At 65.1% G+C, this 13,011-nt stretch carries 12 protein-coding genes; 3 read left to right on the plus strand and 9 right to left on the minus strand.

The window, feature by feature from the left end; genetic code table 11:
- Window positions 1-58: 58 nt before the first annotated feature.
- The 8 genes from secF to pdxT all read right to left on the minus strand — a co-directional run bounded on the left by secF (window position 59) and on the right by pdxT (window position 7,418).
- The gene (gene secF, locus ACX80X_RS06195) at window positions 59-1,081 is read right to left on the minus strand and encodes a protein translocase subunit SecF (RefSeq protein ID WP_252599455.1); all 1,023 of its coding nucleotides are present in this window, start codon (window positions 1,079-1,081) and stop codon (window positions 59-61) included.
- The gene (gene secD / locus ACX80X_RS06200) at window positions 1,081-2,838 is read right to left on the minus strand and encodes a protein translocase subunit SecD (RefSeq protein WP_058932341.1); all 1,758 of its coding nucleotides are present in this window, start codon (window positions 2,836-2,838) and stop codon (window positions 1,081-1,083) included. Before secD ends, secF begins: the two co-directional genes overlap by 1 nt.
- Window positions 2,839-2,949: 111 nt before the next feature.
- The gene (gene yajC / locus ACX80X_RS06205; protein WP_252599457.1) at window positions 2,950-3,336 is read right to left on the minus strand and encodes a preprotein translocase subunit YajC; all 387 of its coding nucleotides are present in this window, start codon (window positions 3,334-3,336) and stop codon (window positions 2,950-2,952) included.
- A 182-nt stretch (window positions 3,337-3,518) separates the two neighbouring features.
- Window positions 3,519-4,607 carry a Holliday junction branch migration DNA helicase RuvB gene (gene ruvB, locus ACX80X_RS06210; RefSeq protein ID WP_459311508.1) on the minus strand — a complete coding sequence of 363 codons (1,089 nt, stop codon included), beginning with the start codon at window positions 4,605-4,607 and terminating at the stop codon, window positions 3,519-3,521.
- Window positions 4,600-5,244 carry a Holliday junction branch migration protein RuvA gene (ruvA, locus tag ACX80X_RS06215; RefSeq protein WP_141140748.1) on the minus strand — a complete coding sequence of 215 codons (645 nt, stop codon included), beginning with the start codon at window positions 5,242-5,244 and terminating at the stop codon, window positions 4,600-4,602. Before ruvA ends, ruvB begins: the two co-directional genes overlap by 8 nt.
- Window positions 5,245-5,334: 90 nt before the next feature.
- The gene (gene ruvC / locus ACX80X_RS06220) at window positions 5,335-5,913 is read right to left on the minus strand and encodes a crossover junction endodeoxyribonuclease RuvC (RefSeq protein WP_252599459.1); all 579 of its coding nucleotides are present in this window, start codon (window positions 5,911-5,913) and stop codon (window positions 5,335-5,337) included.
- 35 nt (window positions 5,914-5,948) lie between these two features.
- Complete coding sequence (locus ACX80X_RS06225; protein WP_058932337.1) at window positions 5,949-6,704, minus strand: YebC/PmpR family DNA-binding transcriptional regulator; 756 nt, start codon at window positions 6,702-6,704, stop codon at window positions 5,949-5,951.
- A gap of 3 nt (window positions 6,705-6,707) precedes the next feature.
- Window positions 6,708-7,418 (minus strand): pyridoxal 5'-phosphate synthase glutaminase subunit PdxT, encoded by a 711-nt coding sequence (pdxT, locus tag ACX80X_RS06230; RefSeq protein WP_459311510.1) that lies wholly within the window; start codon window positions 7,416-7,418, stop codon window positions 6,708-6,710.
- Window positions 7,419-7,508: 90 nt separating this feature from the next.
- On the opposite strand from pdxT, the gene ACX80X_RS06235 reads away from it, so the two are divergent.
- Both ACX80X_RS06235 and ACX80X_RS06240 read left to right on the plus strand, forming a co-directional pair.
- Entirely contained in the window at window positions 7,509-8,801 is a 1,293-nt protein-coding gene (locus ACX80X_RS06235; RefSeq protein ID WP_058932336.1) for a Mur ligase family protein, read from the plus strand.
- Window positions 8,798-9,565, plus strand: coding sequence for a type 1 glutamine amidotransferase (locus ACX80X_RS06240; RefSeq protein ID WP_252599461.1), 768 nt, complete (start codon window positions 8,798-8,800; stop codon window positions 9,563-9,565). The genes ACX80X_RS06235 and ACX80X_RS06240 overlap by 4 nt, the downstream gene beginning before the upstream one ends.
- A 36-nt stretch (window positions 9,566-9,601) precedes the next feature.
- Here the strand turns inward: ACX80X_RS06240 and ACX80X_RS06245 are convergent, their stop codons facing one another.
- On the minus strand, window positions 9,602-10,873 hold the full coding sequence (locus tag ACX80X_RS06245) for a CapA family protein (RefSeq protein ID WP_252599462.1): 1,272 nt from the start codon (window positions 10,871-10,873) through the stop codon (window positions 9,602-9,604).
- 84 nt (window positions 10,874-10,957) lie between these two features.
- On the opposite strand from ACX80X_RS06245, the gene ACX80X_RS06250 reads away from it, so the two are divergent.
- The gene (locus ACX80X_RS06250; RefSeq protein WP_459311513.1) at window positions 10,958-12,970 is read left to right on the plus strand and encodes a M3 family metallopeptidase; all 2,013 of its coding nucleotides are present in this window, start codon (window positions 10,958-10,960) and stop codon (window positions 12,968-12,970) included.
- The last annotated feature ends 41 nt before the right edge of the window (window positions 12,971-13,011 follow it).

Below are 13,011 nucleotides of genomic sequence, written 5' to 3' on the forward strand. Positions count from 1 at the left end.
AAACGGACCGGGCGACGTCGGTATTCCGACGCCGCCCGGCCCGCTTTGATGCAAAAGGTCAGGCCTCTGCGGGCTCAGCCGATTCTTCGGTCCGGGCGTTGTTGGCGGACCTGCGGTGTTCGACGCGTTTCGCCTGCTTCACCAGGTCAGGTTCGTTCTGGCGCAGCCAGGCATACATCGGGGCAGCGATGAATATCGTGGCCGCCGTACCGATCAGAATTCCGACGAACAGTGCCAGCGACAGGTCGCGCAGCGTGCCGGCCCCCAGCAGGCCGGCCCCGATGAACAGGATGGCACCGACCGGGAGAATGGCCACCATCATGGTGTTGATGGAACGCACCAGGGTCTGGTTGACGGCGAGGTTGACTTCCTCACCGAAAGTACGGCGCGTGGACGCATCGAGATCCGCGGTGTTCTCACGAATCTTGTCGAAGACCACCACCGTGTCATAGAGGGAGTAGCTGAGCACCGTCAGGAACCCAATGATGGCTGAGGGCGTCACCTCGAAGTCACTGAGGGCATACACGCCGGCGGTGATCATCATCGTCACCAGCATTCCAGCCATTGCAGACAGTGACATCTTCCAGGTCCGGAAGTACAGCGCCATCAGCACCGCGGCCAGGGCCACGAAGACGATCAGGCCAATCAGGGCCTGCTTGGTGACATCCGCACCCCAGGTGGGTCCGATAAAGGTTGATGTCACCTCGTTGTTAGTGACGCCGTAGGCCGAGGTGAGGCCTTCCTTGATCCGGAGAGTCTCGTCATCCGTGAGCTTGTCCGTCTGGATCCGCATGGTGGTACCGGCGACATTGGCGACACGCGGAACGCTGCCGGCCACAACGTCTTCGACAACTTTTTCACCAAGGGCCGAGTCGGTGCTTTGCACGTTGGAGACGGTGAACTCCGAACCGCCGCGGAATTCGATGCCAAGGTTGAAGCCACCCTTGGCAACCGGAATGAGGATGGACAGCGCCACCGCCACCGCCGCGATGATGAACCACAGTTTCTTGGCACCGACGAAGTTGTAGGAGCGCTTCCCGGTGTAGAGCTCGTTGCCGAAATTGGCGAAGCTGCTGGACATTACTTGTTCTCCTTGGCTGCGCTCTTGGAGGAGCCGGTGAGCTGCTCCTGCTTTTCCGCGAGGCGGCGTTCTGCGATGGTCATGCGTCGTTCAGCCTCGGCCGCCGCGCCGGTGTTCTTGGCGCGGACCACGGACGGCTTGGCCTCCGGCGTGCGCAGGCGCCCGGCGCCGCGGTAGAGCGGCACAACACCCAGCCGCTTGGGATCCAGGCCGGAGAGCCGGTGGCCCTCCCCGAAGAACTTGGTGCGCGCCAGGAGCTGCAGCGTCGGGTGCGTGAACATAAAGACCACGATGAGGTCGGCAATGGCCGTCAGACCCAGCGTGAAAGCGAACCCGCGGACGTTGCCGACGGCCACAAAGTAAAGCACCAGCGCGGCCAGCAGGTTCACGGCCTTGGAGGCCAGGACAGTGCGCTTGGCCCGCTTCCAGCCGTTCTCCACCGCGGAGACCAATCCACGGCCTTCGCGGAGTTCATCGCGGATGCGTTCAAAGTAGACGATGAACGAGTCAGCGGTCTGGCCGATGGCGACGATGAGGCCAGCCACGCCGGCCAGGGAAAGCCGGTAGTTTTCGGTCCAGCCCAGGAGGGCGATGGCCAGATAGGTCAGGGCGCCGGCCACCACCAGCGATGCAATGGTCACCAGGCCCAAGGCCCGGTACTGGAAGAGTGAGTAGACCACCACCAGGAGCAAACCGATGATGCCTGCAAGGAGGCCCATACGGAGCTGTTCGCCACCCAAGGTGGCGGAGATCTGCTGGTCGCTCTGGATCTCGAAGCTGATGGGCAGTGCACCAAAGCGAAGCTGGTCGGAAAGGACCTTGGCGGTCTGTTCGGTGAATCCGCCGGTGATCTGCGGACGTCCGTCGGTGATGACGGCCAAGGAGCGCGGCGCGGAAATGACCTGGTCGTCGAGAACGATGGCGAACTGAGCCTTGGGGTCGTTGCCGGTTTCGCCGCCGGCTGCCACATAGAACTGGTTCAGGCGTTCGGTGACCGACTTGAACTTGGCGGTGCCTTCGTCGTCGAACTGGATGTTGACGGCCCAGTCGTTGGTCACAGCGCCCTGCGCACCCTGCTGCAGCTGGAAGGAGGACGTGACAATGTTGCCGCCCTTGACCTCCACTGGACCCAGGATGTACTTGATGGCCGGCGTGGTCTCTGTTGCCGGTTCGCAGGTAACCAGGGGTTTAGTGGGATCGGAGGCTTCCGGGCTCTCCGGCGCAGGATTGTTGCAGTCCATGGTTTCGAACTGCCGGTAGATGTCCGCGGTGATCCAGTTGATATCGCTGCCGTTGGCGGGCTCCGCCGTGGGCTTCGGAAGCTGGTCTTCGGGGGTGAGGGATTCCGTTGGGACGGGCGCGCCGTCGCCGTTCAGCAATACGGGACGGAAGTTCATGTCCGCGGAGGCCTGGATCAGGTCGCGGGTTTCCTTCGTGGGTGTACCCGGAAGGCTGACCACTACGTTGCGGCCTGACTGCGTGCTGATTTCCGCTTCGGCAACACCTGAACCATCCACACGTTGGCGGATGATGGCCACGGCCTGGTTGAGCTGCTCTTCATTGATGTCCGAACCGCCCTCAACCTTGGGCGCCAGGATCATCTGGGTGCCACCCTCGAGGTCCAGTGCCAGTTTGGGTGCCCAGCTTGCCTGTCCGGCAAGGGTGCCGCCGGCGAGGACGGCGGTCAGCACGGCGAGGACTACGCCGAGCCACACCAGTACCCTCAGGCCTGAGTTGTTAGGGCCAGTTCGTGCCATTGTGAATCTTTCTCTTATTTACGGAGGAACCACCGGCGGAAGCTATCAGTCCCACCGGCGGTTGTCCCCAGCCGTAGAGGTGTTGTAACGCGGGCTGCCGTGCGGCGAGGACTAGCTGTCCTTCTTGCCCTCGTCGTTGTGTCGCTTCAGGGTCTCGTCCGGGGTTTCGGCGGATGCCGTCGGGGTGCCCGCTTCTTCAGTGGTCAGGGCTGAGGCGTCATCCGGGACGACCGGAGTCTCGGCTTCGACAGGCTCCACGATCTTGGTCACTGACTGGCGGTGGACGGTGGCCAGGTTCCCGGGCGAGAGTTCCAGGACAACCTTGTTCTCGGCGTCGTCCATGGAGACAATCCGGCCGAAGAGTCCGAAGCTTGTCATGACCTCAACACCGGGCTCGAACTGGGACTGCAGCGTTGCCTGCTGCTCCTTGGTCTTCTTGTTGCGGCGGAACATCATGAAGATAAAGATTCCGAGCATTGCGAACAAGACGATGTTCATTGGATCCACAGGGAAGATTCCGTTCTGTACTGGCGTATCGGGTGTTTGGCAGCGTCCGCGTCGTTCCCCATTGCAGAGAATCCTGCCTGGCAGGCAGCGGCTCCTCGGAGCCGTCGCGGGAACACAGACCCGAACGTGCCGGGAGTCATACCAGTCTAAAGGGAAAAGCTGGGAGGACAGTGCTATTGGCCGTTCGGTACCCATTCGGCCGCGGACTCGGCGCTTTCCGGGTCCGGTTCGAACAGATCAAGCGGTTCCTGCCCGAAAACTCCTGCCGGTACGGCGAAACCCAAGTGGGTCCAGGCCGGAGCCATGGCGATGCGTCCCCTGGGCGTCCGGCCCAGCAGGCCTTCGCGCACCAGGAACGGTTCCGCCACCGTTTCCACGGTCTCGGTCTCCTCCCCCACCGCAATGGCCAGGGTGGAAAGTCCCACGGGTCCCCCGCCGAACTTCGTAATGAGTGCCTCCAGGACTGCCCGGTCCAGCCGGTCCAGGCCTCGCTTATCCACTTCATACATGTCCAGGGCAGCGGAAGCGGCGCGGGCATCAATCTGCTCAATCCCATGCACGAGTGCCCAGTCCCGGACCCGGCGGAGCAGGCGGTTGGCGATACGTGGCGTACCGCGGGACCGGCCGGCAATTTCGCTGAAGCCCGCAGAGTTGACCTTGAGGTCCAGCAGGCCGGCGGAGCGCCTGAGCACCAGTTCGAGCTCGGCAACGCTGTAGAACTCCAAATGCCCGGTGAACCCGAACCTGTCCCGAAGCGGGCCGGGCAGCAGACCGGCGCGCGTGGTGGCACCCACCAGGGTGAAGGGCGGCAGTTCCAACGGAATGGCGGTGGCCCCGGCGCCCTTGCCCACCACAATGTCCACACGGAAATCTTCCATGGCCATGTAGAGCATTTCCTCTGCCGGCCTGGACATCCGGTGGATCTCGTCCAGGAAGAGGACCTCCCCTTCGGAAAGGGAGGAAAGGATGGCGGCGAGGTCGCCGGCGTGCTGGATGGCCGGACCGCTGCTGATCCGCAGTGGCGCGTTCATTTCAGCGGCCACGATCATGGCCAGGGTTGTTTTGCCGAGGCCCGGAGGGCCGGAAAACAGCACGTGGTCCGCGCTGCGCCCCCGCATCCGGGAGGCCTGCAGGACCAGCGAGAGTTGCCTGCGGACCCGGTGCTGGCCGACGAAGTCATCGAGGTTCTTCGGCCGGAGGGCGGCTTCAATCGCCCGTTCCTCGGGTTCCTCCCCAGCCGCCACCACAGAAGGCTCAGCCACGGCTGCCTACGCGGTTACCGGCCCGCGCGCCGTCCTGGCCCAGCCAGCGCAGCGTGGTCCGCAGGATCTCGGCCACATTGCCACGGAATTCCACCTCGGGATCGTCTGCAAGGGCCTTCTCGATGCTGGCACCGGCATCCTTTTCCGACCACCCGAGGCTGGTCATGGCCGCCACCACCTGGGGCTTCCAGGCCGCTTCGGCCGGAGTGGACACGCCGGCGGCACCTGCCGTTCCGTGGGGCACCAGCTTGCCGGCCAGTTCCAGCACAATCCGGCCGGCCACTTTGGGGCCGATGCCGGGCACCGTGGTGAACGTCTTGCTGTCACTCGTGTGCGCGGCAACCCTGATCGCTTCAGGCTCGTGCACGGCGAGCACCGCCAGCGCGAGCCGCGGACCTACGCCGCTGACGCTGAGCAGGACATCGAAGACCTCGCGTTCGTCGTCGGTGGCAAAACCGAACAGGGTGAGGGAATCCTCGCGCACGATCAGCGACGTGAAGAGCTTGCCTTCCTCGCCGGTGCGGAGGCGGCTGAGGGTCTGCGGTGTAGCGTTGACGCTCATGCCCGCCCCGTTGAGGTCGATCACGGCAGCGGAAAGGCCAACGTGCGCTACGGTTCCGCGAAGGAAACTGATCAAAGCCGGGCTCCTGGTGTACTGCCGGGCTCTTGGGGGTAGGACCGGCTATCCGAACATATCTACGAATACCCTAGCAAGCGCCCCGGACATTCAGCGTGCGCGGCGCGCTTTCACCTCGGCATCGGCCCACGCGCGCTGGGCAGGCGTCAGCGACAGGCTGCCGGGGCCGGTGGTGGCCACCGCGGCTCCGCTGCCCGCGCGCCAGGCGTGGGTGATGGCAAGGGCCAGGGCATCTGCAGCGTCCGCCGGCCGCGGCGGCGCGTCCAGCCTGAGGATTTTTGTGACGAGTTTGGTCACGGCTTCCTTGTTGGAGGTACCGCTGCCGGTCACCGCTGCTTTCACTTCCGACGGCGTATGCAGAGCCACCGGGATGCCGCGCCGGGCCGCGGCGGCAATCACCACACCGGAGGCCTGTGCCACGCCCATTACCGTGCTGACGTTGAGCTGGGAAAAAACGCGTTCGACGGCGAGCACCTGGGGTTCGTAGCGGTCCAGCCACTCGTCGATGGCCAAGGCAATAACCAGCAGGCGCTGGTCCAGGGTCTCCTCGGGAGAGGTACCCACCACTCCGACTGCCACCATTGTGGCGCGCCTGTTCCGCTCGACGTCCACCACGCCGATGCCGCACCGGGTGAGGCCCGGGTCAACGCCTAATACGCGCAGGGTCACCCTGGGACATCCGCCTTAGGCCACAAAGCCGAAGGTCACTCGGCTTCCAGGGCGGCCTGGACTTCGTCGCTGAGGTCGGCGTTGCTGTACACGTTCTGGACGTCGTCGAGCTCTTCCAGGGCGTCCACGAGCTTCATGAACTTCTTGGCGGCATCGAGGTCCAGCGGCACCTGCATGGACGGCACAAACTCGGCCTCGTCGGTCTCGTATTCGATTCCGGCTTCCTTGAGGGCATCGCGGATGGCCTGGAGGTCGGTCGGCTCGGAGTGGATCTCGAAGCTTTCCCCGTTGTCCTTGACTTCCTCGGCTCCGGCGTCGAGGACGGCCATCAGGACGTCGTCCTCGCTCAGGCCGTTCTTCGGCAGCGAGACAACGCCCTTGCGGCTGAACAGGTAGCTCACCGAACCGGGATCGGCGATGGTGCCGCCGTTGCGGGAGATGGCCAGGCGGACCTCGGAGGCGGCTCGGTTCTTGTTGTCCGTGAGGCACTCGATCAGCAGCGCCGAACCCTGCGGGCCGCGGCATTCGTACATGATCTCGGTGTAGTCAACCACTTCGCCGGTGAGGCCGGCGCCACGCTTGATGGCACGGTCGATATTGTCGGCCGGAACGGAGGTCTTCTTGGCCTTGGTGACGGCGAGTTCCAGGCCCGGGTTGCCGGCGAGGTCCGGTCCGCCCATACGCGCGGCGACTTCGATGTTCTTGATCAGTTTGGCGAACGATTTTGCACGGCGGCTATCGAGGATGGCCTTCTTGTGCTTGGTAGTCGCCCATTTGGAGTGTCCTGACATGCTTTACGCGTCTCCTCTGATCATGCGGATAAAAAGTTCATGTACGCGTTTCTCCCCAGTCACTTCCGGGTGGAAGGAGGTGGCCAGCAGGTGGCCGGAACGCACTGCAACAATTCTAGCTGTCCCCGGCAGAGTCGCCGCGTGGGACGCGTGCTCAGGGTCTGCGGGCTCCACCTGTGCCAGTATCTCCACGCCGTCGCCGACGCGTTCCACCCAGGGTCCGCGGATGAACACCGCGTGCACCGGAGCGACACCGGATTCCGTGGCGCTGAAGTCCAGGCCCTTGAAATCCAGGTCCGTTTCGAATGACTCGCGCTGGCGGCCGAAGGCGTTGCGCCGCACTGTGATGTCCAGGCCGCCGAAGGTCTGCTGCGGGTTGCCGGCCAGGTCTGTGGCCGGATCGGCGATCTCGTCGGCGAGGAGGATCATGCCGGCGCAGGAACCGTAGACCGGCAGTCCGTCGCGGATCCGGTCCTTCAACGGTCCGGCCAGCTCAAAGGCGCGGGCCAGCTTGTCGATGGCCGTGGATTCTCCGCCGGGAATGATGAGACCGTCCAGGCCGTCCAGTTCGGAGGGGCGGCGGATTCCGACGCCGGCGGCACCCGCAGCTTCCACGGCCCGGAGGTGTTCGCGGAAGTCGCCCTGAAGTGCCAGGACGCCGATCCGGAGGCCCGAGCCCACGCGTGCAGAAGCAGCCGAAAGGGGGTTTGTCATCCAATCAGCATAATGTGCGCTGGTCCCGGGGCGGCGCCGGAAGCGCTTCCGGGAAGGGTTCTATGCCGTTGCTGGGATATATTACAGAGCATGCTTTACATCAGTGTTCCGCTCGGCAAGCTGGTCCGCCGGGTGTCCCGGCTCAGGGGCGGAGGGTCCGCGCTGCCCGGGCTGGTGGTCGAAAAAATCGATCCCGGCTTTATGCAGCGGACACTCTCCACGCTCCCCCACGGCGTCGCCGTGGTGAGCGGAACCAACGGCAAAACCACTACCACCAAGATGGTGGTGGAACTCCTGGAAAGCCAGGGCCTGAAGGTCTTCACCAACCGCACCGGCAGCAATTTCACCCGCGGCGTGGCGGCGGCCCTGCTGGGCGAAGTGGACTGGCGCGGCAGGCTCCGGGCCGACGTCGCCGTGCTGGAGCTCGACGAAGCCCACGCCACGCATTTTGTGAACCGTGTTCCGCCGCGGTACAGCCTGCTGCTCAACGTCCTGCGTGACCAATTGGACCGGTTCGGCGAGATCGACAAAACGGCCCAGCTGTTGCAGCACATCGCCGACAAAACCACCGGAACCGTGGTCCTCAACCGGGAGGATCCGCGGGTGGCCCGCATCGCGGAAACCCTCACCGGCCAGGACGTCCAGTACTTCGGCCTGGACGATTCGCTCCTTAGCACGTTCCCCAACGACGACGACATGCGGGCAGCGCCCGGCAGCCCCGCCCCCGCAGCGCTCCCCCACAAGCCAGCCGCCGACGTCGTACTCCGCAAAGTGGGGCCGGACACCGCCGATTTTGAGTACGACGGCGCCACGGTCACCACCGCGATGAAGCTCCGCGGCGTCTACAACATCTTTAACGCGGCTGCGGCGCTGACCCTGGCCCGCAGCATCTGTGGCGGCGGTGCCGCCACAGCCGACCACGCCACCCTGCTCACCGCGCTGTCCCAGGTGGAGCCGGCGTTCGGCCGCGGCGAAAGCCTCACGGTGGACGGCCAGCCCCTGGACCTCGTCCTGGTGAAGAACCCCAGCGGTTTCCGGCTGGGACTGAAGTCCTTCCCCGCGGGCGGTTACGCCACCATGATCGCCATCAACGACAACTACGCCGACGGCCGGGACATGTCCTGGCTCTGGGACGTGGAATTCGATTCGCTCCGCGACGGCGGCGTGGACCAGCTGACAGGTTCCCGCGCCTACGACATGGCGCTGCGGCTGCAGTATGACGACGTCCGGATCGGCGGGGTCCAGCCGGAGATCGCGCCCGCACTCGCCGCGTTCATCCGGGACGCCAAGGGCAAACCGAAGCGGATCTTCTGCACCTACACAGCCATGCTGGCCATCCGCCGCGAGCTGTCCAAAATCACCACAGTGGAGGTGGTCTCATGACCGCTGAATCAACCGGCATCGGGCCGGACGGCGTCGAACAGAATTCCAAGGGGACCATCCGGGTCCTGCAGCTCTACCCGCGGGACATGAACATCTACGGCGACTGGGGCAACGCCCTGGTGCTCAAGCAGCGGATCAGCTGGCACGGCTACACCCCGGTTCTCTTGGAGTACAACGTCGGCGACGAGTTTCCGGCCGACGTTGACCTGATTGTCGGGGGCGGCGGCCAGGACAGCGGACAGCTGGTCATCAAGGACGACCTGCAGTCGCAGGCCGGCGTCCTCACGAAGCTGGCCGAGGACGGCGCACCCATGCTGGTGATCTGCGGGCTGTACCAGCTGTTCGGGCGCTTCTTCAAGACCCGCTTAGGCTCGGTCATACCGGGCATCGGTGTCCTGGACGTGGAGACACACGGCACGGACGAGCGCCTGATCGGCAACGTCCGGGTGGCCACCGAAGAGTTCGGCGAGGTGCTGGGATACGAGAACCACAGCGGGCAGACCACGCTGGGTGCGGGCGTCCGGCCGTTGGGGACCACCGCGAAAGGTACCGGCAACAACAGCAGCGACGGCCACGAGGGCGCGCGCTACAAGAATGTGGTGGCCAGCTACCTGCACGGTTCGCTGCTGCCCAAGAACCCTGCCATCGCCGACTTCCTCATAAGGACCGCCGCCGAGCGTAAATACGGCACCTTCACGGCCGGCGCCCCGGACGACCGCTACGCGGTGCTGGCCCGGGAGCACGCAACGCGCCGTCCGCGCTGAGTAGCGCTGCGCGGACGATTTCCCCGTCGAACCGTCTCAGGGATCCTTGGTGATCAGCAGTTCGTGCGCGCCGGCAGCAGCCGCGCCCATCGAGTCCACCACCGTGGCGGTCCTCACCCTGGTGGCGGCGTCGGCCTCGGGAGTTGCACAGACGCCTTGCGGTGCATCGGTTGCCACCGAGCACCAGCGGTACGGGTCGCGGACAATCACCGAGGGGGCCCAGGTCAGGTCCGACGCCGTCCACTTCCCGGCTGCGTCCTGGCTGAACTGTGCCCGCACGAGCAGGCCCTCGTTGTTCACTACGTGCCAGGGCGACAGTTCGGCGACTCCGTTGCCCAGGCCGTAGACGATCCAGGTTCCCTTGTAGTTTTCGATGGGCAGCACCGAGTGGGTGTGGTGGCCGTAGATCATGGTGAACTGGCCGCTGTCCACCAGGGCGTGGGCCACCTCCTGCTGCTGAGCGTTGGCTTCACTGGCATACTCGTCGCCGGCGTGCATGGCACCGAGCACGATGTCCGCGCCGAGAGCCCGCGCTTTCACGGCCTTGGCGATCATGGTGGGCGCGTCCAGCATGTCCACCTGCCAGTCGTATTCAGGGTATTGGCCGTTGAGCCCGTAGGTTCCCTGGATGATGGCAATCTTGGCGGCGTTGGTCTGCAGGATCAGGATTCCCTGCGACTCGGTCTGGGTGCGGTAGGAACCGGTGTGCTTCAGCCCCGCCGCATCCAGGGCGTCCAGGGTACGCAGTACTCCGTCCGTGCTCCGGTCGATCGTGTGGTTGCTCGCGGTGGTGCAGGCCTGGTACCCCACCGCCTTAACGGCTGTGATGATCTGCGGCGGGACGTTGAATGACGGGTACGCGGAGAACGGGCCATCGGGCCCGGCCACGGGCGTTTCCTGGTGGCAGATAGCGAGGTCGCTGGCGTGGATGTACTTTCGTTGGCCTTCGAGGAGCGGGGTGAAGTCCAGCCCTGGTTTGCCTGCTGCGGCGGCATCGTCGCGGGCCTGTTGCCAGAGTTGGGTGTGGACCAGCATGTCGCCGGTCACGACGACGGACGTGCACCGCAGCGTGGGGCAGGCCGGCCCCGCGCCGGGGGTGGGAGTGGGCGTCGGGGTGGGGGTCGCCGTCGGGCTTGGCTGCCTTGTCCCGGCGCCGGTACTCGCAGCTGCACCGGAGGAAGGAGCGGTCTGTTCGGCGACCAGGCCGCATCCTGCCAGCAGGGCAGCGGCCAGGACGCCGGCGGACACCGCAGCAGCGGAACGAACAGCAACAGCGCGCACCGAAGCAGCGCCCAACCTTTTCCCCATAAGCGTCATTCTAGGTCTGGCCGCCGCGCAAATTCGGCAAAGCCGCGCGTTGAGAAGCATGCGCCAGTGTGAAAGGTTAGCGTGATGACGAATCCCCTCCTCAGCGCCAGCGCGCTGCCCTATGGGCTGCCGCCTTTTGCCCGGATCAAACCAACCGATTACGCCGAAGCCATCGACGCTGGCCTGACGGAACATCTGGTGGAAATCCTGGCGATCGTGGACAACCCGGCGCCGGCGGACTTCGAGAACACGGCCCTGGCCATGGAGAAGTCCGGCCAACTGCTCCAGCGGGCGGCCGACTCCTTCTTCACCCTTGCCTCAGCCGACGCAACAGACGAAATCCGTGACCTGGAAACCGAACTCTCACCCCGCATTTCGGCGCATCAGGACGATATCTACCTCAACCGGGCACTGTTCGACAGGTTCGCGGCGATTGACACCTCCGGGCAGGACGGTGAGTCCGTCCGGCTCGTGGAGGAGTACGTGAAGGAATTCCGCCAGTCCGGGATCCAGTTCGAAAAGCCGGACCAGGAACGGCTGAAGGAAATCAACGCGGAGCTGTCCAAACTGGGCACGGAGTTTGGCCAGCGGGTCAAGGAGGCCATGAAATCTTCTGCCTTGCTGCTGGACACGGCAGCCGAACTGGCCGGCTTGCCGGCGGACGATGTCGCCAGCGCTGCTGAGGCGGCCCGCGCCGTTGGCCACGACGGAAAATTCCTGCTGACGCTGATCCAGCCCAGCAACCAGCCTGCCCTGGCTGCCCTCGAAAACCGGGACATCCGCCGTCGGCTGTTTGAAGCTTCCATCGGCCGGGGCAGTGATGGCGGCAGCCTGGACGTCCTGGAACTGGCCAGGTCGACGGCACGCCTGCGCGCTGAAAAGGCAGCCCTTCTGGGTTTCGCCAACTATGCCGAACTCGTGGTGGACCGCCAGACGGCCCGCGACTTTGACGCGGTCCAGTCCATGCTGACCAGGCTGGCCCCGGCGGCTGTGCGCAATGCCGACGCCGAGGCTGCGGCCCTGACCGAGGCGGCAGGGCATCCGCTGGAGGCCTGGGACTGGGCGTTTTACTCAGCCAAGGTGCGGCGGGAAAAATACGCCGTGGACGAGCAGGCACTCCGCCCCTATTTCGAGCTGGAACGCGTGCTCCGGGACGGCGTCTTCTTCGCCGCCACATCCCTCTACGGCATCACGTTCCACGAACGCAAGGACCTCGCAGGCTACCACCCGGACGTCCGCGTCTGGGAAGTCCGGGACCAGGACGGCAGCGGACTGGGATTGTTCCTGGGCGACTACTACACCCGCGAATCCAAGCGGGGCGGCGCCTGGATGAACTCGCTGGTGGACCAGTCGGGCCTGCTGGGCACCCGGCCCGTGGTGATCAACAACCTCAACATCTCCAAGCCGCCGGCAGGCGAGCCCACACTCCTGACGCTGGACGAGCTACGCACCACTTTCCACGAGTTCGGACACGCACTCCACGGCTTGTTGTCGAACGTGACGTATCCGCGGTTCGCCGGGACTGCTGTCCCCCGTGACTTTGTGGAATACCCGTCGCAGGTCAACGAGATGTGGATCCTGTGGCCGGAGGTGCTTGCCCATTATGCCCGGCACCACGCCACCGGCGAACCGCTTCCGCAGCAGGTGGTGGACAAGCTGAACGACTCACGGCTCTGGGGCGAAGGCTTCGGGACCACGGAATACCTCGGTGCCGCGCTGCTGGACCTGGCCTGGCATGTGCTGGACGAAACCGAAATCCCCGACGACGTCCTGGCGTTTGAGGCGAAGTCCCTCGCGGCCGTGGGCGTGGCTCATGCCCTGATCCCGCCGCGTTATCGCACCGGCTATTTCCAGCACATCTTCGCCGGGGCTGGCTATGCGGCCGGCTATTACTCGTACATCTGGAGTGAGGCGCTGGATGCCGAAACCGTGGACTGGTTCACCGAGAACGGCGGCATAACGCGCACCAACGGTGAACGCTTCCGCCAGGAGCTGCTCTCCCGCGGCAACAGCAGGGACCCGCTGGAATCCTTCCGCGCGCTTCGCGGCCGGGACGCCCGGCTGGAGCCCCTGCTGAAACGCCGCGGCCTCGACTAACCCCCTCATCGGTTGCTCCGTAACGGCCGTTTTGAGGGCCC

This window comes from Pseudarthrobacter sp. MDT3-1 (assembly GCF_054510755.1).

Coding starts and splice junctions, on each gene's coding strand:
- secF (WP_252599455.1), bottom strand. CDS start 1,081: ATGTCCAGCAGCTTCGCCAATTTCGGCAACGAGCTCTACACCGGGAAG.
- secD (WP_058932341.1), bottom strand. CDS start 2,838: ATGGCACGAACTGGCCCTAACAACTCAGGCCTGAGGGTACTGGTGTGG.
- yajC (WP_252599457.1), bottom strand. CDS start 3,336: ATGAACATCGTCTTGTTCGCAATGCTCGGAATCTTTATCTTCATGATG.
- ACX80X_RS06225 (WP_058932337.1), bottom strand. CDS start 6,704: ATGTCAGGACACTCCAAATGGGCGACTACCAAGCACAAGAAGGCCATC.
- pdxT (WP_459311510.1), bottom strand. CDS start 7,418: ATGACAAACCCCCTTTCGGCTGCTTCTGCACGCGTGGGCTCGGGCCTC.
- ACX80X_RS06235 (WP_058932336.1), top strand. CDS start 7,509: ATGCTTTACATCAGTGTTCCGCTCGGCAAGCTGGTCCGCCGGGTGTCC.
- ACX80X_RS06240 (WP_252599461.1), top strand. CDS start 8,798: ATGACCGCTGAATCAACCGGCATCGGGCCGGACGGCGTCGAACAGAAT.
- ACX80X_RS06245 (WP_252599462.1), bottom strand. CDS start 10,873: ATGGGGAAAAGGTTGGGCGCTGCTTCGGTGCGCGCTGTTGCTGTTCGT.
- ACX80X_RS06250 (WP_459311513.1), top strand. CDS start 10,958: ATGACGAATCCCCTCCTCAGCGCCAGCGCGCTGCCCTATGGGCTGCCG.